This is a genomic window from Roseobacter phycocola, from assembly GCF_042055075.2.
Lineage (GTDB): Bacteria > Pseudomonadota > Alphaproteobacteria > Rhodobacterales > Rhodobacteraceae > Roseobacter.
The window spans coordinates 2,390,416-2,414,132 of record NZ_CP194010.1; the positions used below are offsets into that span (position 1 = coordinate 2,390,416).

Annotated in this window: 20 protein-coding genes; 8 read left to right on the forward strand and 12 right to left on the reverse strand. The window is 59.3% G+C overall.

What is annotated here, in order from left to right:
- The 3 genes from AB4K19_RS11785 to AB4K19_RS11795 are packed head-to-tail and all read left to right on the forward strand — an operon-like array spanning window position 1 to window position 3,856.
- The gene (locus AB4K19_RS11785) at window positions 1-2,217 is read left to right on the forward strand and encodes an ABC transporter permease (protein ID WP_436397677.1); all 2,217 of its coding nucleotides are present in this window, start codon (window positions 1-3) and stop codon (window positions 2,215-2,217) included.
- Window positions 2,214-3,287 (forward strand): ABC transporter ATP-binding protein, encoded by a 1,074-nt coding sequence (locus AB4K19_RS11790; protein ID WP_375228551.1) that lies wholly within the window; start codon window positions 2,214-2,216, stop codon window positions 3,285-3,287. Before AB4K19_RS11785 ends, AB4K19_RS11790 begins: the two co-directional genes overlap by 4 nt.
- The gene (locus tag AB4K19_RS11795) at window positions 3,284-3,856 is read left to right on the forward strand and encodes a histidine phosphatase family protein (protein ID WP_375228552.1); all 573 of its coding nucleotides are present in this window, start codon (window positions 3,284-3,286) and stop codon (window positions 3,854-3,856) included. The genes AB4K19_RS11790 and AB4K19_RS11795 overlap by 4 nt, the downstream gene beginning before the upstream one ends.
- 5 nt (window positions 3,857-3,861) lie before the next feature.
- Here AB4K19_RS11795 and AB4K19_RS11800 read toward each other — a convergent pair whose 3' ends face one another.
- From AB4K19_RS11800 to AB4K19_RS11835, 8 genes are all read right to left on the reverse strand, one after another.
- Complete coding sequence (locus AB4K19_RS11800; RefSeq protein ID WP_375228553.1) at window positions 3,862-4,659, reverse strand: inositol monophosphatase family protein; 798 nt, start codon at window positions 4,657-4,659, stop codon at window positions 3,862-3,864.
- Between the two features lie 80 nt (window positions 4,660-4,739).
- On the reverse strand, window positions 4,740-5,945 hold the full coding sequence (locus tag AB4K19_RS11805; RefSeq protein WP_375228554.1) for an alpha-D-ribose 1-methylphosphonate 5-triphosphate diphosphatase: 1,206 nt from the start codon (window positions 5,943-5,945) through the stop codon (window positions 4,740-4,742).
- A 249-nt stretch (window positions 5,946-6,194) separates the two neighbouring features.
- Window positions 6,195-7,913 carry a flotillin family protein gene (locus tag AB4K19_RS11810; RefSeq protein WP_436397679.1) on the reverse strand — a complete coding sequence of 573 codons (1,719 nt, stop codon included), beginning with the start codon at window positions 7,911-7,913 and terminating at the stop codon, window positions 6,195-6,197.
- A 53-nt stretch (window positions 7,914-7,966) separates the two neighbouring features.
- Window positions 7,967-8,695 (reverse strand): OB-fold-containig protein, encoded by a 729-nt coding sequence (locus tag AB4K19_RS11815; RefSeq protein ID WP_375228555.1) that lies wholly within the window; start codon window positions 8,693-8,695, stop codon window positions 7,967-7,969.
- A 283-nt stretch (window positions 8,696-8,978) separates the two neighbouring features.
- A complete protein-coding gene (locus tag AB4K19_RS11820; protein ID WP_436397682.1) occupies window positions 8,979-9,827 on the reverse strand; it encodes an enoyl-CoA hydratase/isomerase family protein in 849 nt (282 codons plus the stop codon).
- A 90-nt stretch (window positions 9,828-9,917) separates the two neighbouring features.
- The gene (locus tag AB4K19_RS11825; protein ID WP_375228556.1) at window positions 9,918-10,706 is read right to left on the reverse strand and encodes an SDR family NAD(P)-dependent oxidoreductase; all 789 of its coding nucleotides are present in this window, start codon (window positions 10,704-10,706) and stop codon (window positions 9,918-9,920) included.
- Window positions 10,707-10,718: 12 nt separating this feature from the next.
- Window positions 10,719-11,684 (reverse strand): LLM class oxidoreductase, encoded by a 966-nt coding sequence (locus AB4K19_RS11830; RefSeq protein WP_375228557.1) that lies wholly within the window; start codon window positions 11,682-11,684, stop codon window positions 10,719-10,721.
- Between the two features lie 12 nt (window positions 11,685-11,696).
- Complete coding sequence (locus AB4K19_RS11835) at window positions 11,697-12,491, reverse strand: CmcJ/NvfI family oxidoreductase (RefSeq protein WP_375228558.1); 795 nt, start codon at window positions 12,489-12,491, stop codon at window positions 11,697-11,699.
- Between the two features lie 88 nt (window positions 12,492-12,579).
- Between AB4K19_RS11835 and AB4K19_RS11840 the strand changes: the two genes are divergently transcribed.
- The 5 genes from AB4K19_RS11840 (at window position 12,580) to AB4K19_RS11860 (ending at window position 19,015) form a co-directional block, all read left to right on the forward strand.
- Window positions 12,580-13,515 (forward strand): LysR family transcriptional regulator, encoded by a 936-nt coding sequence (locus AB4K19_RS11840; protein ID WP_436397684.1) that lies wholly within the window; start codon window positions 12,580-12,582, stop codon window positions 13,513-13,515.
- A 107-nt stretch (window positions 13,516-13,622) separates the two neighbouring features.
- Entirely contained in the window at window positions 13,623-14,228 is a 606-nt protein-coding gene (locus tag AB4K19_RS11845) for an NAD(P)H-dependent oxidoreductase (protein ID WP_375228559.1), read from the forward strand.
- Window positions 14,229-14,406: 178 nt separating this feature from the next.
- Window positions 14,407-15,519: a hypothetical protein gene (locus tag AB4K19_RS11850; RefSeq protein ID WP_375228560.1), complete on the forward strand. Its 1,113-nt coding sequence runs from the start codon at window positions 14,407-14,409 to the stop codon at window positions 15,517-15,519.
- 34 nt (window positions 15,520-15,553) lie between these two features.
- Complete coding sequence (locus AB4K19_RS11855) at window positions 15,554-16,747, forward strand: hypothetical protein (protein ID WP_436397688.1); 1,194 nt, start codon at window positions 15,554-15,556, stop codon at window positions 16,745-16,747.
- Window positions 16,748-16,768: 21 nt separating this feature from the next.
- Window positions 16,769-19,015 carry a hypothetical protein gene (locus AB4K19_RS11860; RefSeq protein ID WP_436397689.1) on the forward strand — a complete coding sequence of 749 codons (2,247 nt, stop codon included), beginning with the start codon at window positions 16,769-16,771 and terminating at the stop codon, window positions 19,013-19,015.
- Window positions 19,016-19,025: 10 nt separating this feature from the next.
- On the opposite strand, the gene AB4K19_RS11865 is transcribed toward AB4K19_RS11860, so the two are convergent.
- The 4 genes from AB4K19_RS11865 to AB4K19_RS11880 all read right to left on the reverse strand — a co-directional run bounded on the left by AB4K19_RS11865 (window position 19,026) and on the right by AB4K19_RS11880 (window position 23,717).
- Window positions 19,026-19,427 carry an aconitase X swivel domain-containing protein gene (locus tag AB4K19_RS11865; protein WP_375228563.1) on the reverse strand — a complete coding sequence of 134 codons (402 nt, stop codon included), beginning with the start codon at window positions 19,425-19,427 and terminating at the stop codon, window positions 19,026-19,028.
- On the reverse strand, window positions 19,424-20,677 hold the full coding sequence (locus AB4K19_RS11870) for an aconitase X (protein WP_436397690.1): 1,254 nt from the start codon (window positions 20,675-20,677) through the stop codon (window positions 19,424-19,426). Before AB4K19_RS11870 ends, AB4K19_RS11865 begins: the two co-directional genes overlap by 4 nt.
- A gap of 131 nt (window positions 20,678-20,808) precedes the next feature.
- Window positions 20,809-22,983: a putative bifunctional diguanylate cyclase/phosphodiesterase gene (locus tag AB4K19_RS11875; protein ID WP_375228564.1), complete on the reverse strand. Its 2,175-nt coding sequence runs from the start codon at window positions 22,981-22,983 to the stop codon at window positions 20,809-20,811.
- Window positions 22,980-23,717, reverse strand: a complete 738-nt coding sequence (locus AB4K19_RS11880) for a substrate-binding periplasmic protein (RefSeq protein ID WP_375228565.1) — start codon at window positions 23,715-23,717, stop codon at window positions 22,980-22,982. The genes AB4K19_RS11875 and AB4K19_RS11880 overlap by 4 nt, the downstream gene beginning before the upstream one ends.

The window sequence follows — 23,717 nt, forward strand, 5'->3', positions numbered from 1 at the left end:
GTGACTGATAAAGATACGAAAACGGCCCATCCGGTTCTGATCTTCTGGATCATTGCCGGGTGGGTCGGCTACTGCCTTCTGCCATGGTACATGGTGGAGGACGGTCTGTGGTCGTTTGCCTGGCTGGCAGATGGCTATCCTTTTGATGAGGATTACGCGCCCGCCGCCTTTCTGATCGGACAGGCCGAAAAGCTCTGGCTGGCCCCCCTGCTCATACCGCTTGCGCTGCCGCTGCTGGCTCTTAGCCGGCCAAAGTCCGATCCGATGTATGCCCGCATTCTGATCCTGGCCGGCGCGCTTGGGTTCGGCTGGCTCATCGCGCAGGGCTTCTCAATCGGCATTCGCGGGTTCAGTTTCGACTGGCTGAAAGCACTCTTCGGAGAGCCCAAAATCCGGCAGTTCGGTATGGGCTACGGCGCAATGATCTGCGCCTCCGCCTTTTTATTTCTGCTGACGCAGGGTGTCGCTGCACGCGGGGCTATTAACGGCGATGTCTTTGTGGTCAGCGCCATCGGCGGCGTCATAACGATTGTCACCGCCTTCGTATTCTTCCCGATTGCCAAGATGCTGTTTGCGGCATTCGTAACCGAAGACGGAGCCTATTCCGCTTCGGTCTTTGCTTCAAAGTTCTTTGACGACCGGCTGTGGGGACTTGGGTGCTTCCGGGGGGCCAGGTGCGGCGCGGCCTGGAACTCACTCTTTCTGGCCGTCATGGTCGGGTTCGTCACCACCGTGCTCGGGCTGTGTTTTGCGCTGGTCGTGACCCGCTCGGGCTTCCGTTTTAAACGCGGGATGCGCGCGCTGACCGTGCTGCCCATCATCACGCCGCCCTTTGTGATCGGGCTGGCACTGATCCTGCTGTTTGGCCTTTCCGGGTCCGTCACCGTTTTCTTTGCCGAACTTTTCGGCGTGCAGCCGACGCGCTGGCTATACGGAATGCCGGGCGTCCTGATCGCTCAGACACTGGCGTTCACCCCCATCGCCTTCCTGGTTCTGATCGGCGTGGTCGAAGGCGTGTCCCCTTCAATGGAGGAAGCAGCACAGACACTGCGGGCCAGCAGATGGCAAACCTTCCGCACCGTATCTTTGCCGCTCATGCGTCCGGGCCTTGCCAATGCGTTCCTGCTTGGGTTCATCGAGTCGATGGCAGATTTTGGCAACCCGCTGGTGCTGGGCGGCAATTTCGACGTACTGTCGACCGAGATTTTCTTTGCCATTGTAGGGGCACAATACGATCAGGGCCGGGCTGCCGTCCTTGCTATGGTACTGCTGTTCTTCACGCTCTCAGCCTTTTACGCCCAGCGCGCCTGGCTGGGTAAGAAAAGCTATACGACCGTGTCCGGAAAGGGGGACGCGGGTGTGCATCCGCTGATGCCCGGCGCTCTTGCCATTCCGGTGCTGACCATTGCCCTGATCTGGGCACTTTTCACCGCGGTGGTTTACGGAATGATCATCTACGGCAGTATCGTGGAGCTTTGGGGCGTCAACAATTCACTGACGCTGAAACACTATGTCACGGCCTTTTCTGTGCGGTTCGAAGAAGAGGGTATCCGGTGGACAGGTGCTGCCTGGGACAGCTTCTGGACCACGATCACCATTGCGGCCATTGCGGCACCACTGACGGCGGCTGTGGGGCTGGTTACGGCCTATCTGCTTACCCGGCAGAGCTTTGCCGGAAAGAACGCCTTTGAGTTCGGCACAATGCTGTCCTTTGCCATTCCCGGCACCGTCATCGGCGTGAGCTACATCCTGGCGTTCAACGTCCCCCCGATTGAGATCACCGGGACAGGCGCCATCCTCGTGGTCAGTTTTATCTTCCGCAACATGCCCGTCGGAGTGCGTGCGGGCATCGCATCCATGTCGCAGCTGGACAAATCCCTGGACGAGTCGTCGCTCACACTGGGCGCCAACTCATGGCAGACCTTCCGGCGTATTATCCTGCCATTGCTGCGACCGGCCATTCTGGCAGCCCTCGTCTACAGCTTTGTGCGCGCCATGACCGCGATTTCGGCGGTGATCTTTCTGGTCTCGGCCGAATACGACATGGCGACCAGCTACATCATCGGCCGCGTTGAGAACAACGACTACGGCCTCGCCATTGCCTATTCGACGACGCTGATCTTTGTGATGCTCGCCGCCGTCGGGCTACTGCAATTCCTTGTGGGCCGCGTTCAGATCGGGCGGCGCACACAAACCGGGACAGAGAAAACGACATGACCGAACCAAAGATCGCCAGCAAAGCAGCACCCGTGCGTTTCGAGGGTGTCTCGAAGGTCTTTGGCAGGGACGTCACAGCAGTCGACAACATCGACCTGCATGTCGAAGCAGGCAAGCTGGTGACTTTGCTTGGCCCCTCGGGTTGCGGCAAGACCACCACGCTGCGGATGATTGCCGGTCTTGAAATGGCATCGTCGGGCAGGATCATGATCGGTGACCGCGATGTGACCCGCCTGCCTGCAACAGACCGGGACGTGTCGATGGTGTTCCAGTCCTACGCGCTGTTCCCGCATATGAGCGTTCTGGAGAACGTGATGTACGGGCTGACGTTTTCCGGGTTCGACAAAAATGAATCGCGGACACGCGCCCTGCATGGGCTGGACCTCGTTGGTCTGAAGGGTTTCGACAACCGCCTGCCCAGCGAGCTGTCAGGCGGTCAGCAACAGCGTGTCGCTGTGGCACGTGCTCTTGTGCTGGAACCGCAGGTGCTGCTCTTTGACGAGCCATTGTCGAACCTTGATGCCAAGCTGCGACGCCAGGTGCGCGAGGATATCCGCGCCATTCAACAGGATCTGGGCCTGACCGTCGTCTATGTGACGCACGATCAGGAAGAAGCGCTTGCCGTTTCCGACGAAATCGTTGTGATGCGCAACGCAGGCATTGCCCAGATCGGCACGCCACGCCAGCTTTATGACGCGCCCATTGACCGGTTCGTCGCGGATTTCATCGGCGAAGCAAACCTGATCAGCTGCACCATTATTTCTGTCGAAGCGGATGTGGCCACGGTCGAAATCGAAGGATACCGTCACAGCCTGCCATCGCGCGGGATGACGCCCGGACCGGCCACCCTTGCCGTCAGACCATCGCGCATCATTATCGGCCCGGACACCGGGATCGCCGCAACAGTTACCAAGGCGACGTATGTCGGCGTCCGCATGGAATACACGCTGACGGGCGATTTCGGGCAGGTCTTTGCCGTCCAGGACGACGTGGACGAACCGCTCGAGACCGGCGCGCAGGTGCGCATGTCCTTTGCATCGCGCGGCCCTGTCCTGTTGCCGGAAGGATGACCAACGGCAGGCTGATCATCATTTCCCACCCTGAAGTCGTTGTCTCACCGGACGTCCCGATCACGGAATGGGGCCTCAGCGACACGGGGCGCTTGCGCGCAGAGATTTTTGCATCCAGTGCAGCAATGTCCGGCGTCCGGGCGATTTGGTCCAGCACGGAACGTAAGGCCCTGGACACGGCTGAAATCCTGGCGGAACGCGCTTCATGCAGCGTCAGAACGCATGAGGCACTTGGCGAAAACGACCGCAGTGCGACGGGGTTCCTGCCACCTGATCAGTTTGAAGCGGCGGCAGACGCGTTCTTTGCCGAACCTGAAACCAGTTTCCGTGGCTGGGAAACCGCGCAGGATGCACAGAGCCGAATTGTGGAAACTGTCCGGTCGGTTGTCGCGGAACACAGCGGCGGTGATCTTGCGATCGTCACCCACGGCGCTGTCGGAACACTGCTCTGGTGCCATCTGTCCGGTCAGGAGATCAGCCGCCGGTTTGACCAGCCCGGGCAGGGCCACTACTGGAGCGCCGATCTGCAAACGCTCCGCCCTGAGCACGGCTGGCGCGGCATAGGCTGATCGCATCAACGGTGCCAGGCGCTGTCACAGATGTCCACAAGTGTGTCAAAAACATCAGGTGCCCCCACGATCACGCGGCCACCGTCGGCAATCATCTGATCCGCATTCTGTGCCTCGAGCATGCCACCGGCTTCCTGCACCATCAGCTGTCCCGCAAGGCAATCCCAGGCGTTCATGTGTTCCTCGACATAGCCCAGCAAGCGGCCTGCCGCGACATAGGCGAGCGACAACGCGCCGCTGGCATTTCGGTGGTAGAGCGAACCACGTTCAACAAGCGCTGCAATAACCGGGACCACATGCGCGGCATCCACGCGGTTGGAATAGCCGACAGAGACCGTGCCACTGGCAAGATCAACGCCGCTGGCGACCTGCATCGGCCTGCCATTGAGCGCAGCACCCGCTCCGCGCACAGCCGTATAGGTTTCCCCCACGTTGGGTTCGTGAATGACGCCCAGTTGCGTGGCGCCATCGCTGGCGACCGCCAGAACGATCGTCCATGCAGGAATGCCGTTCACAAAATTCGTCGTACCGTCGATCGGATCAATCACCCAGACAAAGCCACTGGTCCCGGTTCTGGGCGCATGCTCCTCGCCCACAATCCCATCGTCCGGAAATACAGCCGCAATTTTTTCGCGCACGAAGATTTCGACGTTGCGGTCGGCTTCGCTGACCCAGTCCTGCGCACCCTTCTGGTCGACAACAAGGGAGTCGCGGTCGCTGAAGTATCCAAGTGCGACCTCCCCCGCCTCTTTCGCCAGGGCTTCCGCAAATTTGCTCCGTTCCGTGATGCTGTCTGCAGACACTTGCACTCTCCGTTTAGGGTATGATTTCAGATCTAAGCCAAATGTGCCCGCCGCACCACTGATGTCATCGCCTGACAACCTCACCCTGCCGGGAGAGCGCGGAAGGCGCACCGGCCAGCCACCCATGTTCCGAGAACCGAAGGCGCTCCACCTTCGGGCCAGTCAAGCAACACGAGGTCAGCGCGCCTGCCCTGAGTGATCTGGCCACGATCAGTCAGCTTCATCGCCTGAGCAGGACCGTCCGAGACCAGTGACCAGAGCGACAGCCGGTCCGCGCGCCGTTCTTCATCAAGCCGCGCAACCGCCGCCAGCATCGCCGGATAAAAATAATCCGATGCCAGTGCATCACACAGCCCGGCCTCGACCATATCTGCAGCCGCCAGTGACCCGATGTGACTGCCGCCGCGTGCCGCATTCGGCGCACCAAAAATGATCGGATCTCCTTCTGCCCGCGCTGCCAGGGCCGCCTCCATCACCATCGGGAACTCCGAAACCGCCGCACCGTGAGCGCGGAAGAAGGCGCGGGTTTCCGCCCGCGTGTCATCGTGGCTGAGCATCGGAGCCCCTGCGGCACGCCCCATCTGTCCGACCCGGGCAATCATGTCCGGCACATCGCTGCGCCTGTCCCATATCCGCGCCAGCAACCTGATGTATGCGTCTTCTTCCAGACCGGAGCGCCGCGCTTTTGCGGCGACCCGCTGTTTCATGCGCGTGTCATCAAGGGATGCGACGGCGAATTCCGGCGAAAATTCGAATGCGCGGTCCTGCACGGACACATCAAACGCGCGCATGGCCATGGAGGTATGATCGTTGAAGGCGACCGAAGGCAGCAGCGGTCCGTTCAGCGCCCACTCAATGACTTCGATTGCCTCAAAGGCGAAAGTTTCCCACCGCAACTGCACCCGGTTTTCGACCGTGAGGCGTGGCGCCAGATCACGGATCGCCTGCATGACGGTCCTGCCCCGGGCGACATCGCGCAGCCCCGGCTCCCAGCCCAGTGTGATCGCGTGATAGGCGGTGGCAATGCCGTTGGCCGCCAGCTGGCGGTCGGTGTCAATCACCGCAGTGTCAGTTGGGAAGAATACACCCGGACGGGGCATCAGCTGGCGCTCAAACGCATCGCCGTGCACGTCGATCAGGGCTGGAGCCACGATCAGTCCGCGCCCGTCGATCACATCACCCTGCAACGGTCCGCCAATGTCCGCGATCTGGCCATCTGCGACCGTGACGCTGGTTTCTGCAATCTCATCCGGCAGAAAAACCTGTGCGCCCTCAATTGTGAACATTCCGGCAATCCTGTGCTGACCCGCCGGATCCGGGCAGGCTTATCTTGCGTGGTTTTCGCCGACACTATCCTGTCAGGTCCACATTCGAAACTGCTGGTTTCTCACGAACCCGAGGACCATCAGAAACCCCTGAACAGAAAAGCCTGCCGGTTCCGGGACCGGCAGGCTGGGTTAAGGGACCGGAGGGTCAGACCGCACCGTCTTTTGGCCGCTCAAACGTCTCACGAGACGCCTGCCCAAAAGGACGGATTATTCTGCGGCGGTTGCGGTGCCGTCCTGCTCCGGGCTGGCCAGTTTTGCAGGATCACCACTACTGTCTTCAACAGCGCCCGCGCTTTTCTGTTCGGTGATATCTCCGGCAAGACTGTTTGTCAGACCTGCAACACCATCTTCCATAGAGACGCCCAGATCTTCGCCCAGCTTTTTCAGGGCAGGCATCTGCACCGCCATTCCCATGATGGAATCCAGCGCCTGGTTGATCGGCGCCTTTTCACTGCCACCGGCACCACCGCCAGCACCCGGCAGGCCATTCATACCGCCAAGGTGGTGGATTTTGATGGAATCGATCTTTTCCGCAGGTTTCACCATCTGAGCCACGACCTCAGGCAGCTTCTCCAGACGGGCCAGAGCAACCTTCATATTGACGATTTCCTCGGCAATCGCGTTTTCCGCCTCAACGATCGCGCGCCGGCCTTCTGCCTCAGCAAGCAGGTCGGTTTTTTTGGCTTCCGCTCGGATGGTCAGCGCATCGGCGTCCGCGCGGGCCTCTTCACGGCGCGCTTCTGCACGGTCCTGTGCGGCGTCCTTTTCGGCCTGAGCTGCAAGACGGATGCGCGTTGCTTCCCGTTCCGCTTCCCGTTCCGCTTCGATGAGCGCGATGCTCTTGGTCCGCTCAGCCGTCGCAACAGAACGCGCTGTTTCAATGCTCTCGGATGCCTTTGTCGCTTCGGCACGTGCGGCGTCAGCGGAAGCACTGGCCCGGCTTTCTTCCTCGGACTTCACGGCGATGATAATCTGGCGCTCCTGATCCGCGACTTCCAGTTCACGGTCGCGGGTGATCTCCGCCTCGCGGATCGAGCGTTCGCGCGCAATATCTGCTGCACGGATGGCTTCTTCACGTTTGATCCGCGCCTGCTCTTTTTCGCGCTCCGCATCTTCCTGACGCCGGGCAATCTCTGCCTGCTGCGCTGCCTCCAGGATCGCAATTTCCTGTCGTTGCGCAATGGCGGCCTGCTGCTCGTCCTGATCAATCTTCAGTTTCAGGCGTTCGGCTTCCATGGCAGCACGACGCACAGACACATCTGCATCTGCGTCAATTTCAGCGCGCTCTTTCTTGGACGTCGCGATCACTTCCGCAAGCTTGCGCATACCGACCGCGTTAAAGGCGTTGTTCTCGTCCAGCGCTTCAAAAGGTGTCTGGTCAAGCGCAGTCAGCGAAACGGATTCCAGCTCGAGGCCGTTTTTCAGCAGGTCTTCGGAAACAGCGTTCTGAACCTCCTGAACAAATTCAGCCCGGTTTTCGTGCAGTTCATCCATCGTCATCTGCGCCGCAACGGCGCGCAGGCCATCGACCAGCTTACCTTCGATCAGCTCACGCAACTGATCCACAAAGAAGGTCCTGTCGCCCAGTGTCTGCGCCGCGCGCCCGATGCCTTCCTCTGTTGCATTGACCGAGACATAGAACTCAACGCCAACGTCAACGCGCATGCGATCTTTGGTGATCAGTGCGCCCTCGTGCGACCGCTGCACCTCAAGACGCAGGGTCTTCATGTTTACCGGGCTGATTTCATGCAACAGCGGGACCACAACCGTACCGCCATCCATGATGACACGTTTGCCACCTGCACCGGTTTTAACCAGGCTGACCTCTCTTGTGGCACGCCGGTAAAGTCGCCCGAGCACGAGGCCCACAAGCACCAGAAATGCAATAACACTTATAACGATAATCAGAATTGAACTGGGTTCCAAAATGACACTCCTTCAGTTGGCGGTTCAGGTATTGTTTGGTTGTCAGAAACGGGTCAGGTGCCCTCATCGAGGGGTACCAGCCGGTAGCCCTCAGTCTGGCGGTGCCTGAGCACGAGAACGGATGTACCGGCGGGAATTGCGGCGTCATCCTTGAGCGGTTCACCCCGCAGGTAATGCGTATTGCCGTGACGGTCGGTAACACGCACTTCCGCAGGTTTCCCGCGCTGTGCGGTACCCTGCGTTACCGTGCCGGTCCGGCGTCCAAGATGGCGCCCCGACACCGCGGTGGTTTCGGTTTTGGGCAGCAGGCGCGCAAATAGTGCACTGAAACGACGCGTGAACCACAACCCGGCAACAGCAGCCGGAACAGCTGCAACAGCCGCGGGTACAGGGCCACCCAGAAGTGTTCCGGCAAACTGTTGGACAATCACACCGGCCAGCCCGAAACCCAGCAAAAGTGCAGCCACCCAGATCATCACCGGAACCCGGCCAAATCCAAGCCACGACGCGGGTCCGACGCCGTCTGCACCTGGTGCGCCGGCGTCATAGTCCGCGTCGATATCAGCAAGTTCCACCTCTGCAAGATCGGCACCGTCGATATCCAGGTCAAAATCGCCGAGGTCGGCAACATCGATATCTACATCGAGATCAGCATCAGCGCCCATGCCCAGAAGCGTGCCACCCAGCAGTGCGAGGACAAGTTCCAGTGTCAAAAGCCCGAACAAAAGGGCGAGCGAAATTGTAAACGGAACATAGGGTTCCGTCAGAAAGAGGTCGAACATTATCCGGCCTTATAATTGTGTACTATGGTATACATTCAATATGGGTGCGCATGTTGTGTGAATCAAGACCCGACAGCAGTCATGACCTATTTCAACAACTTACACGAGAGAATTCTGGCGCGAGTATGGCCGGACCGCGCAGAAATTGCGAATTGCGGCGCTCTGTTCTGAAGGCGCCCCCTGACGCACAGGGCGGATTGCCCGCGGCCTTGCACTCAGAAGCAACGGGCGCCGAAAAAACCGGCCGCCACACGAAGGCAGCGACCGATTGAAGAATTGGGGGTTAGTCGGTGATCTCCTGCACCTTCATCACAAGCTCACTCCAGTTGCGCTGGTTCTCGATATCGTGCTCGAGACCCTGTTCATCCGCGATCGTGAAGCGTTTGACGGCGGGCGTTTTGCTGGTGGCCTGGTAAAGCCAGTATGCTTCTGCTTTCAGGGCATCAGCGATGGGCTTGTCGATGGACTCATACACCATCTGTTTGCAGGCATTGATCGATTCTGCCGGGAACTGCGCAATGCGCTGCGCCAGAGCGTCCACATATGAACCAATTTCATCAGGGTCGAGCGCCCTGTTGATGGTCCCCATCCGTTCTGCGTCGTCTGCGTCATAATCCTGGGCGCTCAGAATAATCTCCAGCGCACGGCCCAGACCGGTCTGCCGTGCCATGCGCGACGCACCGCCTCCACAGGGCAGAATGCCCATGCCAACTTCCATCTGCATGAATTTGAATTTTCCGCGCGCTGCGAACCGCATATCCAGCGCGAGCGCCAGTTCATGCCCCCCGCCCCGCGCGAACCCCTCAAGTTTGGCGATGGTGGCCTGCGGCACTTTGCTGATGCGCTCGCAGACTGACTGTAGGTCCAGCAGCTGCGCTTCATCCCGTGACACGGCATCGGTTGACATGTCCTTCAGCAGGTCGGTGTCGTAGTGGCAGACCCAGATCTCCGGGTTCGCTGATTGAAAAACCACAACTTTTGTCTCACGGTCGCGCTCAAGTCGCATGGCCAGACTGTTCAGATCGGCCAGCATTTCCTGGCCCTGGACGTTCACGGACCCGAAATCGAAGGTCACTGTGGCGATCCCGTTATCGACGGAGACGTCAAATGTCTGGAAGTTTTCATATTTCATCAGGCAGTCCTCTACTGTGCCCCCGATGGTGTGATCACCGGGGAGCGGGTTAAATCTGTTTCGTGTTCTGGTGGTTATTGCCGGGCCGGATCAGCGATGGCTGTCGGCATACTTCCGGATGACCTGCATAACGGCGCTTGCATGCGACGGGTCTGATGCCGCCGAATGTGGTTCCGCGAAAGCACCGCTGTCGTTGTCGAAATACTGCCCGGTGGCACCTTCAAACCGCGCGCCCGTGGCGGCATCGACCAGAATATCTGCACCAATGCTCAGATCATTGCCCGCGATGCCAAAGCCCTCTTTGACCATGTTAGTGGCAAGCAGCGACCCGGGGTTGACGGCAATCATCGCCGGACCATCGGGCAACCTACGCGCCCACTCGCGGGTCCAGATGGTAATGGCCAGTTTACTCTGAGCGTAAGCATCCATGTCCGACAGCCTGACACCACACGCCATCGCATCCGTGTTCACGGCCGCCTGTGCAGCAGATGACAGGTTCACTACACGCCCCTCCGGCGGCATGATTGGCAACAGAAGTTCCGTCAGAAGGTACGGCGCGAAAGTGTTGACGACAAAGCGGATATCAGTGCCATCCGCGAGCACAGGGTCCGGGCTTTTCAGCACTCCCGCATTGTTGATCAGAACATCAAGCCTGTCGTGGTTTTTTCGGATGTCTGCGGCCAGCTGCCGGACAGACGCCATGTCGGAAAGATCAGCAAGATACGTTTCTGTTTGCCCGTCTGTCTGCGCCGCTGCTGCATCGAGTTTCGCCGCATTGCGCCCGTGCAAAAGAACCCGGTGGCCCTGGGCTGCGAGTTTTTCGGCTGTCAGCAAGCCGATGCCGTCCGTCGATCCGGTGATGAGAATGGTACGCGTCATGTCAGGTGTCCTTCAGTGAAATTCGGGCAGCAGTGCGTCGGCAAGCCTTTGCTGCGTCTGTGAGATATCGCCCTGGCTGAACCGCAGATTCAGCGCGACGTGATTAACGCCCAGCGTCTGAAGTTCCTTCAGATAACTGAGCAGAAATCTGCTGCCGGACCGAAACCCAAGGTGCAGCGGCGCCGGGGGCGCGTCGGGATCATCCAGCAGATCGACATAGAGCGACTGCATCACGGGCTTGTCAGGGGCATCATGCGCTTTGAGGCGCGCGCGGTAGTCCGAAATTACGCGACCCTGCGAGGCAGCATCGCGCGGATAGGTCATCCAGCCGTCGCCATTCTGTGCAACCCAATCAGGCGTTTGCTGGCTGCCACCTGTGATCAGAAGCGGCAACCTCGACCCTGCAGGCTTGGGAAGCAGATCGATGTCGCCCGCGAGCGTGCCCTGCGCACTGCGGTGGCGCGGAAAATCCGAAGCAACAGCGCGGATATACTCAAAACTGTCGCGGAAACGCGCAGCACGATCATGATAGTCCGCGCCCATCGCCGGGTATTCCTCGGGACGGTCGCCTGAGGCCACACCGAACAGAAGCCTGCCACCGGAGAGCACGTCGGCCGTCGCAGCGGCCTTTGCAACATGCGCGGGATGACGCAGGGGAAGAATAACACTGGCCGTGCCAAGGCCAATGTCGTCGGTCGCTGTTGCCAGCGCGCCCAGATACACAAAGGGGTCAAAAACCTGTCCCACATCCCCGAACGCCGGTACATTGAACGGCACATCGCGCAACCACAATGCTGCGAACCCCTGTGTTTCCGCCGTCTTCGCAGCCTCAAGATGCGCCTTCATTTCCGGAGCAGCACCAACAGCGTAAGTCTCCAGCGGCAGCACCAGACCAATACTCAGCCGGCCTGGCCGAAAGACCCTGTTGTACGCTCGGTTGATCGGCGCAAATGACATGTCGTTTTGCTTATCCAGCATGGTTTCTGACCTTCAGTACCGCACCAGCGTGCGGCTCTCTATGCTCTGGCGAACGGTTGTGACGGCAGGGTTTTCAACCATATCGAGCGCGCTGTGCGCGACCGACGGCAGGCCCCGGTTGTCATATATATTGAAGAATGCCACCTCGTCCGGCCTCATTTCTGAACGGTAAACCCACTCATGATCCTGATTGGCAACCAGCCCCATGATCTGACCCTTGCGGTCAGGGTAAATCAGATCAAGCAGAATCCAGTCGTCCGGTGCCACGCTTGCGGGCCGCACAAATCCAAGGGGAGCACTGTTGATCGGATGCCCGACCGGCCGCCAGATGTTGATGAAGGCGAAGTGCCCCTCTGCCCATTCGGCCGCCCGTTCGGACCCGAGCAGATCATCCAGACGCTGCCGCGCGCCCGCTTCGCTGTAGTCGCTGTGCACGTTGCGGGCCGGTTTCCGATTGGCTTCCGGATCATCAGTACGCACAGTGTGATCAAAAATAAGGACTTCGCGAACACCCAGCCTGTCCGTCAGCAGGGCGGTCAGTTCGTTCTCATAGACCTCCTCCCAGCCAGGTGTTTCGAAATCGCTGACACTGCTCGGACTTCTCGCGAATTCCACGGAGTCCGTGTCGAAACGAACCGGTTCCGCGGAAGCGCGGTCATCCCGAACCTCTACCAGCGTTGGCGCCAGCTCTGGCGAAATCAGGTTCCCGGTAATACCGCCTGCATCCAGTTCGAAAGCCTGGCGGTGCGGTTTGTGCACATGGTAGTTCACGGTTCCGGTGCGCATGTTCAGCGCCTCCTCTGTCATGGAGCCTTTCATTGACGGTGAATATGTTATGCAGATATGAAAGGGTAAACCGCCGCATTTCGGAAACATAATTCGGAAAATCTAAATAATGAGCCTCGATACCGACGGCCTGCGCCTCTTCGTTCTGGCAGCCGAACTTCTCAACATCAGCGCGGCCGGACGGCAGCTTGGTCTGGCACCGGCAGTATCAAGTGCAAGGCTGGCGAAACTCGAAAACGCCGTTGGCGCAGAGCTTCTGCACCGCACCACGCGGAAAGTGTCGCTGTCGGCCGAAGGTGAAGAACTGCTGCCTTTCGCGCGCGAGATCATCGCGCAGGAAGAAGCTGCTCTGGCCGCCCTTGGACAGGGCACAGCGGACGTCCGTGGCACGCTGCGCTTTGCAGCACCCAGTACCTTTGCGCAGCAATATATCGCGCCGGTACTGCCCGCCTTTCTGGACCGCTACCCGGATCTGACGCTCGACCTTCGGCTGTCAGATGTACAGTTTGATCTGATCGAAGGCAGCTATGATCTCGCGCTGCGCAGCGCCCCCCTGCCTGACACCAGCCTGAAGGGCCGCAAACTTGCAGATGACACCCGCATTCTCTGCGCATCTCCCGACTATCTGGCAAGCCATGGGACTCCGATGAAGCCTTCGGACCTGACCGCTCACAGGCTCATCGCCTTTGGACGGATGCGGGCGAGACCAATGGTTTCGACCAGCGGCGAAGCTGGCGTGTTCGATCCGGCAGCAGCAGGAAGCCAGCTGATAATGGATGACGGCACCAGTCAGAAAAACGCAACACTGGCAGGTGCCGGTATTTCGCTGAACGCACTCTGGAGCGTGCGCGAAGACCTTTCAGCCGGACGCCTGGTCCGCGTTTTACCCGATTACGAAAGCGCCGAGGGCGACGTTCTGTGGCTGATCTATCCGCGCTCCAACGTTCTGTCGCCCAAAGTACGGGTTTTCATGGATTTTCTGATCGCTGAAATCGGAAGAACGCCCCCCTGGGAGCGCCCCATCTCAAACAAGGAACGCATTTGATGTACCTGGGGCAAAGCCACAAACCACCGTATCGCGTGGCCATCCGTCTTTTCATTTTCCGGTGACCATGAAACGGTCGGAGTGATGATGACTGACAGGCAGGATCCATGCACGTTCTGACGATACTTGATCATCCCGATCCAAAATCCTTCACAGCCGCGGTTGCTGCGACATTCATGGATGGAGCCGAAAAGGCGGGCCACTCCACTGAGCTGGCGGACTTGAACGCAGAGGGTTTTGATCCGCGGTGGTCAATGGCGGACATTGAAGCAGACAAAGATTCCGGTGCACCGGCGGACGTCCTGCAGGAGCAGGCCCGGATTGCCCATGCAGACGCAGTATGTCTTGTATTCCCGCTGTTCTGGTGGGGCATGCCCGCGATGACGAAAGGCTGGGTCGACCGGATCTGGACCTGGGGCTGGGCCTATGACCAGCTGGCCGATCCGGACGTCTCGCTTCAGCGACCCAGGACAGGTGTTCTTCTGGTGCCTGCTGGTGCCCGCTCGGATGAAATGGAGAAACTTGGCCACAAGGCTGACCTTGAAAATGCCTGGATCAACGGCACGTTCGGGTACTTTGGCTTCCAGAACCGCCGACTGGAGCTTCTGTGTGGGTCCAAAGGTTCGGACGCCCGTCGCACCGCTCTGCTGGAGAGAGCCTTTGACGCGGGCTACACCCTGCAGACACCCAATGACAGCGCGCCCACGGCATAGCCTAGGGTCTGTCGCCCCACCGAACACACCGCCCCGCACGGCTTCATCAGGCCCGGAACGCTTCCTTTTTCCCTGGTGCAGGTGAATCACAGTTCCGGAGGCTGTCTCCGGAGCCCGCGCCAAAAAAGTTGACAGACGTTAACTATTGGCGCTGAATTCTCCCTATTGGAGAATACGTATGCCTTGTTTCAACAATTTCGGGCGAACCTGTTTCCATCTGGCCGCAGCACTGTTTCTCTGGGGTGCGGCACAGGATGCTGCGGCGCAGTCCCCGCACCAGGAGCTGATTGAACAACTGGACCAGGTTGCATCGGGGCTGGAAGCGACGGGCGAAACAGATGCAGCACTCCGGCAGTCTCTGGAAAACCTCGCGGCCCGCATCAACGCAGCACTGAACCCGACCGACGAAGAAATCAGCGCAGAGCTGACTGCTTCCGCCGCCACGATCCGCGGCAGCCTTGACAACGGGACCATCGCACCCGCCATTGCAGATTTGCGCGAAGCGGTCTTCGACTATGAAGACGCCCGCAAAGACCAGTTTCTGAGCATGCTGGTGGATGCGCTGACCACCCACACCAGCCAGGAGCTCGATTTTGTCAGCAACGAGACCCGGCGCAAAGTCCTCACGCTGGAAACGGTGATCGGCAAAGTTGATCTGCTCTCTGTTGAAGACAGCATCTCTGCGCGCGCCGGAATCCTTTCGGCGCTGATCCAGGCATCCTCACCGGTTGCGGGCGGCACGGTCCAGATCCCTGCTTTGACAGGCCTGCGGCAGGTTCTGGAAAGCGTCGACCGGAACCTGTTCTACACAGCTCTCGACAACCGCATCACTCTGATGACCGAAATGCTGGAGCCGTCAGGTGACATCGCAAAGGTGCTGCGCCTCGCAGACGTCGCCAAACTGACCACCCTCAGCAGCAAAATCGACGCCGTCGTGCCCGGCGACAAAACACAAAAACCCGGTGTATATGTCGTTTCAGCCCGTTATGGCCGGCTGTCCGGCCCAGTGACCGGTGGATCTTGTGACGTGCGCGCAACCATGGCCAAACAGTGCCATGGCCAAAAAAAATGTACGCTCCCCGACGACGGGGCGGGATCGTTCTGTGGTGGTCAGGACCCGGCCCCCTTCGCGCAGTCTCGGCACAAAGGCACATCGGTAACCTATGCCTGCCTGAACCTGACCGATCAGCAGTGGGCCGACGTCTTTTCACGACGTCCGTCATCGTATCAGGGACCAACACGTCACGATGTGTTGCGGTCAGCGGCAGACGAAATCCAATGCGGTTTCTGAAAACAAAAAAGAACAATTGAGGTGAGGAAATGCGATGCGGTCTGACAAAATTGTAAAAACAGCCGCCTTTGCGGCCCTTTTCCTGGTTCTGGCATGCTCGGCGCTGCCCAAAAAAGATTTGCGCGATGAATATTTCGAAGTGGTGCGGGAGCTTGGTCTGACGCCGGTCTATCCCCCCAGAGAAGAACTGCAGGTGGGCGATGTTTTCCTCGTTTCAACAGAACCTGCGTCCCCCAACGATCCGGAGAAAACTGTCAGCGTCTGGATGGGCACACTTGATACGATCCGAGACGAGGCCAACCGATACCTGAACTCCCGGATCAATTTTGAAAATACGAATACAACCGGAAACCTGGACACCAACTTCGATCCTCAGAAAAAACAACAGGACTTCGGGTCGGGCTCTGTTGCCCTGAACAATGGAGCACGGAATTCGTTGCCGCTGGTAACATTTCCGACAATTTCCGGCGCGGCCTCGCAGGGCGGGGCTCTGGGCAGCTTCGGCTTTCTGAGTTCTTTCGGGCTGTCCTTCGGATCAAATGAAAGCGTCAGCATCGATTTTACGGACACCCGTTCGTTCGGCGTCCCCTTTGGCGCCGTGAACGCCACAGTAGGCCGGCAATACGACCGGTTCTCTGACGAATTCTGGAACACTGTCTGTGTCAGACCGGAGAATGCTCTGGGCATCGCCAGCACAATCGGACGCGACCAGGGAATTGCGCCGAACGAATTCTGTGCAAGTTCGCGATCCTGCTACTTCGCGGTCGTGACGCGGACGTACATGACGCGAAAGATCGACTACCGCTACAGCAGTGCGAGGATCGCTCGGCTGGCCGCATCCCGCGCCACGAGCCCGCTACCGGATACCGCAAAGACAACCCAGTCTCTGCCCGGGGATTTCGAAGTCAACGTCACTATCGGGGACGAAGCATCCTCGCAGGATCTGGAGCGTCTGATCTCGGCTCTGGAAAAATCAGCTCAGGGCAGTGGATCGACAGTGGAAAAAGACGCGGTGAGTTTCGTTGGCGTCGAGGGAAATTCACTGAAGTTTGAGCGCACGCTGCAGAAACCTGTCGCTATTGCCTATGAATCGGTGAACTACGCCTTCGACGGCACCGAACTCGCCTGTGGCCTGAAAATCGTTCCGGACGAAAAATCGTGGACGCTGAACAGAGCCGTTTCTGCCAGTCAGGACCAGCTTGTCCGGACGTTTGCCCCCCCAAAGTAACAACAGGAATCAGAGGACAATATGTCAGACGATACAGACATTGTGAGTTTGCTTTTCGGTGACATCGAAGTCCTTGTGGATGAAGACGGGGCGCCGGTTGGCGCCAGAAGAGCACCGTCCCCGGCCCCTACATCGGGTGGCAGCGCCGCGCCCGCACCGTTCCGCGTAAGATCCATGCCGGGGTCCTTCAGTGGTGGTGGGTCCGGGGCTACCCTGAGCGTGCTGCCGCCTTCGTCACCGCAAAAACCCTTCCGTGCGCCCTCCCTTCCTGGCGGCTTCTCCGGCGGCGGATCCGGCGCCGGTCTGGACATCCTGCCGGCGGACACAGTTGCTGGCGCGATCGGCCTGCCCGCCGAATTGCCACCCGTCGCGGATGGCCGCTACACCGGCGGCAACGCGCGGCTGGTCCTTGAACTGCGGATGGATATCAGAGGAACCGGCGTGATCTCCGGCGACCTGATGGGCAGACGGGCCGGTCGCGAAGATTACCTCGCCTCCTTCCGCACCGTACCAGGCGTAAGACCTGATGCCACGCTTTCTGCGGGCTGGCCCGCTGAATTCTGTGCCGGTGATCGCACCACAGCGCATGGCATTGTCTGGCTGCGTCCGTCGCTTGCAGGCGGAACCATTGTGATTGCGCTGCACGTCGATGGCGCATTGCCTGGCCTGCCCGCCCGCACGACCTTTGAGATGACGGCGGAGTGGGAGTCGCCCTATCTGCGGCGGCTGGGCATCGAAATGGAGATGGAAAACGGCACGGAACCGCCCCCCACCTGGAAATCCGGCCGCCGGCAGATCACAGTAAAGTCGGCGCTGCAGGATGCCGGTTTCGAAGTCACTGACACAGGCGTCCGCAACCGGATACCCGAACAGAAAGACGGCTGGGGCCAGGCGGAACTGCATACGCTGATGACAGACCTGGCGGATACCAGCCTTGACGGTCCGGCCTGGCGGCAACAGCTTCTCTGGCTCGGACGGCCAAAACGCGAACGCCTGCTTGGCGTTATGTTCGACACGTCAGCCCAACTGCCACGCCAGGGCTGCGCTGTGTTCGAACGCGAAATCAGGAAATGGGTGACCGATGCCCCGGACCGGAAAGTCATCCAGACGGCCGTGCACGAAATTGGTCATGGTCTGAACCTGTCGCACCGTTTCGGGCCGGACGTCGGGCACGCGGATTCTGCGTCATTCATGAATTACCCCTGGCAGTATCAGGGCGGCGGGCGCGAGCAGGGTTACTGGGAGCGCTTCGCATTTGCATTTGACCCTGATGAACTCGAGTTTCTGCGCCACGCGCCCCGCAATCAGATCATCCCGGGCGGTGATCCGTTTCACTCTGCCGACTACTGGAGCCAGAGTGCAACGGGGTACACACCGTATGCAACGGATCAGAGTGCCTGCGGCCTGAAGCTGGAGCTTCTGCCGCCGGATCCGGGCGCCCGGACAGCCGCTTTCCGGTTCGGCCAGCAGGTCTTTCTGGAGATCAGGGTCACCAACACAGGGCCCGCGGCCGTCCCCCTCCGGAAAAGACTCCTGGACCCGAAAGGCGGCTTTCTGAGTGTACGTATCGAAAAAACCGCAAGGGGCAGTAAAACCGCTCATCAGGCGGTCCATTTTCACCCTATCGTGTCCCGCTGTTTTGATCTCAGCAACATATCGGACTCAGAAGGTGCAGACACAAGCCAGATCCGCATGCTGGCGCCGGGTGCCTCTCACAGCGAGAACATCAATCTGACTTTCGGAGCCGATGGCTTCAGCTTTGCAGAACCCGGACACTATGCCATTCAGGTTTTCTGTACATTGCTGACCGATGCAGCCGATGCCAGCCAGCTTGGTGATGAAGAGACCATCACGACGTCGAACACACTGCCCGTTTTCGTGGCCAGACCGCATTCGCCTGAAGAAGAGTTTGAGGTCGAAACCGTCCTGATGCGACAGGATGTCGGCACCTTTTTCGCGCTTGGCGGATCAGCTGTTCTGGGCCGGGCCAGAGATGATCTGGAGGAGATACTCGACCGGCGGATGGGCCGGGCAAAAATCCCGAAAGATCCGGTGGCGGCTAATATCATGCGGTGTTTCGGGATTGACGAACAGCGCCGCTACCGGCGTTTTGACACCGGGAAACTGCGTTACCTTCGCAGTAATCTGAGCAGGGCTGTCGAACATCTGCGGCGCGTGCACCGCGCGGGCGCAGGCGTTTTCGATCGTGAAACCCTGGCCGGGACAAAAAGGTTGCTTGAGAAGCTGGAAGGCAGACTCAAAGAATAAGCGCCCGCGATCAGGACGATCCGATCCACCCATCATGGTCGATCGTGACACGGTCGCCTGTCTGCCAGACAAGTTCCTCTACAACCAGCACCGGGATCGTGGGCCACCCCATCTGTCCCGCGACAACAACGCCAATGGGCAAAATGGCGTCCCTTGCGGTCATGATCAGAGCCGCAGGAGCGCTCCCGGCGTACAGCAGTTCCAGCAGAACTGCGGACGAACTGCTCGACCCGATGAGCCCTGGCAGCAACAGCACCCTGCCCGTCACTGCTTCCCCCATTTGCGGATGGCCGGCCAGTGTGACGCGCGCCGTCTTCGGGTCGACGCCTCCCCAGAAGCTCAAAGGTTCGGTCAGACGAAGCACCTCCGCGCATGCAGTGCCGGTGTACAGAACATCTGCCTGAACTCTCATGGCAGGGGTTCTTTCTGCCGGACGACTCTACCGGATTGCGCGCTGCGCACACATTCCTCCATGGACCCGAATACGGTCTGGTGCCCGGTGTTTCCGGGCGCATAATGCGCGAATTTCCCGGAGTTTGTCATCATAACTCCGGGTTTGGCGGGAAGGATCGGCGTGACCACCACGCATGTGTCCAGAACAAACTCTGCCCCAAGATCCTGCAGCGCGCGATCTGCCGCGTCGCTTTGCAATGCCGTCAGGGTGTGCCGTCCTGTGCAGATATAAACCGGAACAGAAAAAGGGCGCCCGCCCGCCAGACGCAATACCGCCCTGCACTCTTCTTCGCTGAAATGCGGACTGCCGAAAGCAACACTGTCAATCGGACCGTCCGGTACACAGCTGAGACCCGCGCGGGCGTCCCTGTACATCTGCGGCGTGACCCGGATCGTTTCTTGTGGGATCTGCCCGCCCAGCGCTTCCTGCAGATCTTTCGCCTCCGGTGTCAGACCGACCAGATGTATCAGGGCCACCGCGCCGGTAGAGGCCGCGGCAGCGCACAGGGCTTTCAGGTCATCTTCGCTCGCATCACCGGGAACTCCCGTCACAGCACAGACGGTCTCCCCCGCCAGCCTGCCAACCAATGCCCCCAGTACCGGAAAGAACGTTTCCTGTTGCTTCAGTGACGCTGGCAGCAGGTCCGTATCAATCACCAGGCGGGCGAACCTGTTTTCGGACACGTGCAGACCGTAATACGGCGCCCGTCCTGATACGGCACAAGCGATGTCCAGAAAATCTCCGTACCTGTTTGTCCGCGCGCCCAGGACTGTATTGGCAAAGGCGACAGCGTTGGATTCCCCCCAGGCCACCTGCTGACCCGGGCCTGGTCGCGCGCCTGCCTGATAGGGCGCACAGGTCCAGCTCGGACGACACCCCATCTTTTCGTGCGCCACCATCAGGCGATATGCCATGCCCCGTTCATGTTGAGACATACGGCACTGGTCAGGCCGCAGCAGGTTCAGCGCGCCAACATTCGTCGTTGCGGGCACCTGCACGCGAGCGCCGCCTGCGGCCAGCGCCTCACAGTAGAGAACACCTGCAGAGCCATGGTAAAGGCAGCCATCAATGTGGGCAGACCGGATCGGTATGAGTTCGCGCGCGCCAAGCATCCGTGCCGCCTCAATCACGAGGTCAAGCGCCATGCGCTCCCCCTGCGTTCCCTCCTCGCCGGCCAGCAGCGCCTTTTCAGAGGCAGTCAGTTTCATGCAAGGTCCATTTCCGGCCAGACGTTTGCAGCGAGTGTCGTCAAACGTTCACCAGTGGCGCAAGGAAAATCTGATGGGCCGGGGCGACTGCAGGTTGCCGGGAACCGCCACCGGCAGATCATGCGCGGACCTCAGGCCCCTAATCGCTGGCCGAATGCGGGAAGGGCTTTCAGAAAATCAGCAGCAGGCATCGGCCTCGCAAAGAAGTACCCCTGCTGCACCGGGCACCCCAGACGCACAAGACGCTCTGAGACATCGGCATCTTCAACACCTTCGGCAATAACCTCTAACCCCATCGAGCGTCCCATTCTGACGATGCTGTCCACGATGTCGTCATTTTCGCCGCTGTTGCTCATCAGGGATATGATCTCGCGCCCAATCTTCACGCGGGAAGGACGCAGTCCCATCAAACTCAAAACCGAAGTATGCCCGGTCCCGAAGTTATCTATTTCAATTTCGACGTTCTCCGCCCTGAGAGCTTCCAGCTGCCACATGAAAACGTCATCCGGTTCGTCCCCGGCTTCCGTTTCCAGAAGCTCAAGCGCGATCTTCGTGCCGCCGGATCTGGCAAGAGCAACCACATCTTTTGTGTAGCGTCTTTCAAGCAGGTTTGCGCGCGGCGTATTCAGCGCAAGACGCGGAACCGACAGCCCCTGGTGCTGTACCTGCACCAGAAACGCTGAAACCTGTTCAAGTACAATCTGGTCAATCAGCGGCAGATACCCATTGGCCCGTGCAATCTCAAAAAAGACGGCCGGCGACGCGTATGTGCCGTCTTCGCGACGCCAGCGGACGAGCGCTTCGGCACCGACCATCCGCCCCGTAACTGCATTGAACTGGGGCTGAAAAAACGGCTCAAATGCTCTGGCATCTACAGCAGTCAGCAGGTCGCGGGCTTTGTTTCTTTTCTGCTCTACGCGGTTCCTGAGGTCATCGGTCGAAACAACTGTGCGGTTACGGCCATGGCGCTTGGCTTCATAGAGAGCTTCGTCAGCGTGAGCGATCAGGTGATGTAACTGTGTCGTGGACGGGGGACCAGCTGATTTACCGGCTGCGACGCCAACGCTGACGGTTACATGACCGGCAACCGGAGAACGCTGATGCACAACGCTGGCCTGCCTGAGCCGGAAGTGCAGCTCATCCGCCAACTCATCAGCATCCCTTGCGCTGCATCCTTCAAACAGCGCGATGAACTCTTCGCCACCATAGCGTGCTACGGTCGAATGCGCCGTCTCAAGTACGGCACGCAGCAAACCCGCCACCTCGACAAGACAGCGATCACCCGCCTGATGTCCGTAGTAATCGTTGTAGTTCTTGAAGTGGTCTACATCGATCAGCATGACCGCAACTTCGCTGCCCTTTGCACAGGCTCTTTCAACAGCGGCGGCGGCCATCCTGTCAAAGGAACCGCGGTTATAGAGCCCCGTCAGCGCATCCGTTTCCGCCAGTTCCCGCAGGCGGGCGTTTGCGCGTTGCAGCTGAATGTTCTGCTCGCGCACTTCCTGAGACAGGCTCTCTGATTTCTGGCTGAGTTCTGTGTTCGTCTGCATCGCTGCTTCGCGGGAGGCTTCGATCTCGTTGATGCGCCCGGTAGCGGCATCGGTAAGATGCCGCAGGCGGTGAGACAACAGGTCCAGCTCTGTGCCACGCAGCAGCCGCGGGGCATTATCAACCCGCAACGGGTCACTGCCAGGACGCCAGCGTCGTGTCGTATCGGCCAGACTGACAATGTGGCGGGCAAGAGCACCGTAAACGATCAGGATAAGCAGAATGCCAAGCAGGAAGTTCTTTACGGTTGCGAAGACGAAGTAAAAAACCATGCGGTTTACGAAGGCCGGTGCGACGACGGATCTGTCCACAGTCACAATAATCGCGCCGATGACCTCGGATCTCCCGGTTTCCGGCGGTGTCATCAAGGGCTGTTCCAGCACGACAGGGTCCGCTTCGGTCACCTGCCCGATGCGTGGCAGCGTGGGCACGATGTCCCGCTCCCGCGATATCATGACCTGACCTTCGTTCAGGATCTTCACGGATGTGATGGCCCGCTGCGTAAAAAGTCCTTCAGCTACCTGTTCGGCTGCGGGTCCATAAAAGTTATACGCCGCGGACGCGGCCGATGGGGCGACACTGGTCAGGAATTCTTCTGCAGAATACTGAACCGCGTCTTTTTCCTGTCGCAGGTCAACCCAAATCTGGATGCCGCCAGACACTGCCCCCAGCACCAGCGCCAGCAACAGCGTGATCTTTGCAAGCACATGGCTGAGGCGTCGCGTTGGCGACCCATCAAAGTCTGGAAGTGCCGTCATCCGTTTTCCTGAGCAGTGGCCGGTCCCAGACGGTCCAGCGCGTCCTGCAGTCTGATCGCAATTTCCTTTGCATCCCTCGCATTGCGGGACACCAGCAGGTATCCTTCGGTGACCATAAGAGGCTTCGGCTCCATGGTGATCTGCGACCGTTCTTCTTCCGAGAAAATCCGGGACATCAATGCTTTGCCGCTCTCTTCGCTCATCGGATAAACATCGATCCGGCCGGCCAGCAGTTTTCGCAGATTGGCCTCGTCGTTCTGCGCGGTTTCGACCCGCAATGCACCGCTTTCCGCCAACTCCCAGAAGTCTTCGGTATAGGTGTAGCCGGTGACCGCTCCAATCGTGACACCCTTCAGATCAGCCATGCTCTCCCAGTCAGGCAAGGTCGTATCTTCTCTGCGGATCAGCACCATCCTGTCGTAAACAACCGGACCCACATGAATGAAATCTGCTGTGCGGTCTTCGCTGAAATACCAGTAGGAACTGGCAAAAAAATGTGCTGCCCGGGTCATTTCAAGCGCACGCATCCAGGGCATATATTCAAATGCAACGTCGAAACCCGCGGTCCGGGCAAGCTGACGGACAGCATCATTGACAATGCCGTCATCGGGCGCTGTCTGATCGGTGAACGGGGCGTAATCGCCCGTCGCAATATGCAGAACACGCTGCTCCGCCAACGCGCTATGACCTGCCAGAAAAACAAAGCAGACGAGGATAATACGCAAAAACTGCAT

Bases quoted from the DNA above. Each gene is read 5' to 3' on its own strand.
- AB4K19_RS11790 (WP_375228551.1), top strand. From the start codon at position 2,214: ATGACCGAACCAAAGATCGCCAGCAAAGCAGCACCCGTGCGTTTCGAG.
- AB4K19_RS11795 (WP_375228552.1), top strand. From the start codon at position 3,284: ATGACCAACGGCAGGCTGATCATCATTTCCCACCCTGAAGTCGTTGTC.
- AB4K19_RS11805 (WP_375228554.1), bottom strand. From the start codon at position 5,945: ATGTTCACAATTGAGGGCGCACAGGTTTTTCTGCCGGATGAGATTGCA.
- AB4K19_RS11815 (WP_375228555.1), bottom strand. From the start codon at position 8,695: ATGTTCGACCTCTTTCTGACGGAACCCTATGTTCCGTTTACAATTTCG.
- AB4K19_RS11820 (WP_436397682.1), bottom strand. From the start codon at position 9,827: ATGAAATATGAAAACTTCCAGACATTTGACGTCTCCGTCGATAACGGG.
- AB4K19_RS11825 (WP_375228556.1), bottom strand. From the start codon at position 10,706: ATGACGCGTACCATTCTCATCACCGGATCGACGGACGGCATCGGCTTG.
- AB4K19_RS11830 (WP_375228557.1), bottom strand. From the start codon at position 11,684: ATGCTGGATAAGCAAAACGACATGTCATTTGCGCCGATCAACCGAGCG.
- AB4K19_RS11835 (WP_375228558.1), bottom strand. From the start codon at position 12,491: ATGACAGAGGAGGCGCTGAACATGCGCACCGGAACCGTGAACTACCAT.
- AB4K19_RS11840 (WP_436397684.1), top strand. From the start codon at position 12,580: ATGAGCCTCGATACCGACGGCCTGCGCCTCTTCGTTCTGGCAGCCGAA.
- AB4K19_RS11845 (WP_375228559.1), top strand. From the start codon at position 13,623: ATGCACGTTCTGACGATACTTGATCATCCCGATCCAAAATCCTTCACA.
- AB4K19_RS11850 (WP_375228560.1), top strand. From the start codon at position 14,407: ATGCCTTGTTTCAACAATTTCGGGCGAACCTGTTTCCATCTGGCCGCA.
- AB4K19_RS11855 (WP_436397688.1), top strand. From the start codon at position 15,554: ATGCGGTCTGACAAAATTGTAAAAACAGCCGCCTTTGCGGCCCTTTTC.
- AB4K19_RS11860 (WP_436397689.1), top strand. From the start codon at position 16,769: ATGTCAGACGATACAGACATTGTGAGTTTGCTTTTCGGTGACATCGAA.
- AB4K19_RS11865 (WP_375228563.1), bottom strand. From the start codon at position 19,427: ATGAGAGTTCAGGCAGATGTTCTGTACACCGGCACTGCATGCGCGGAG.
- AB4K19_RS11870 (WP_436397690.1), bottom strand. From the start codon at position 20,677: ATGAAACTGACTGCCTCTGAAAAGGCGCTGCTGGCCGGCGAGGAGGGA.
- AB4K19_RS11875 (WP_375228564.1), bottom strand. From the start codon at position 22,983: ATGACGGCACTTCCAGACTTTGATGGGTCGCCAACGCGACGCCTCAGC.
- AB4K19_RS11880 (WP_375228565.1), bottom strand. From the start codon at position 23,717: ATGCAGTTTTTGCGTATTATCCTCGTCTGCTTTGTTTTTCTGGCAGGT.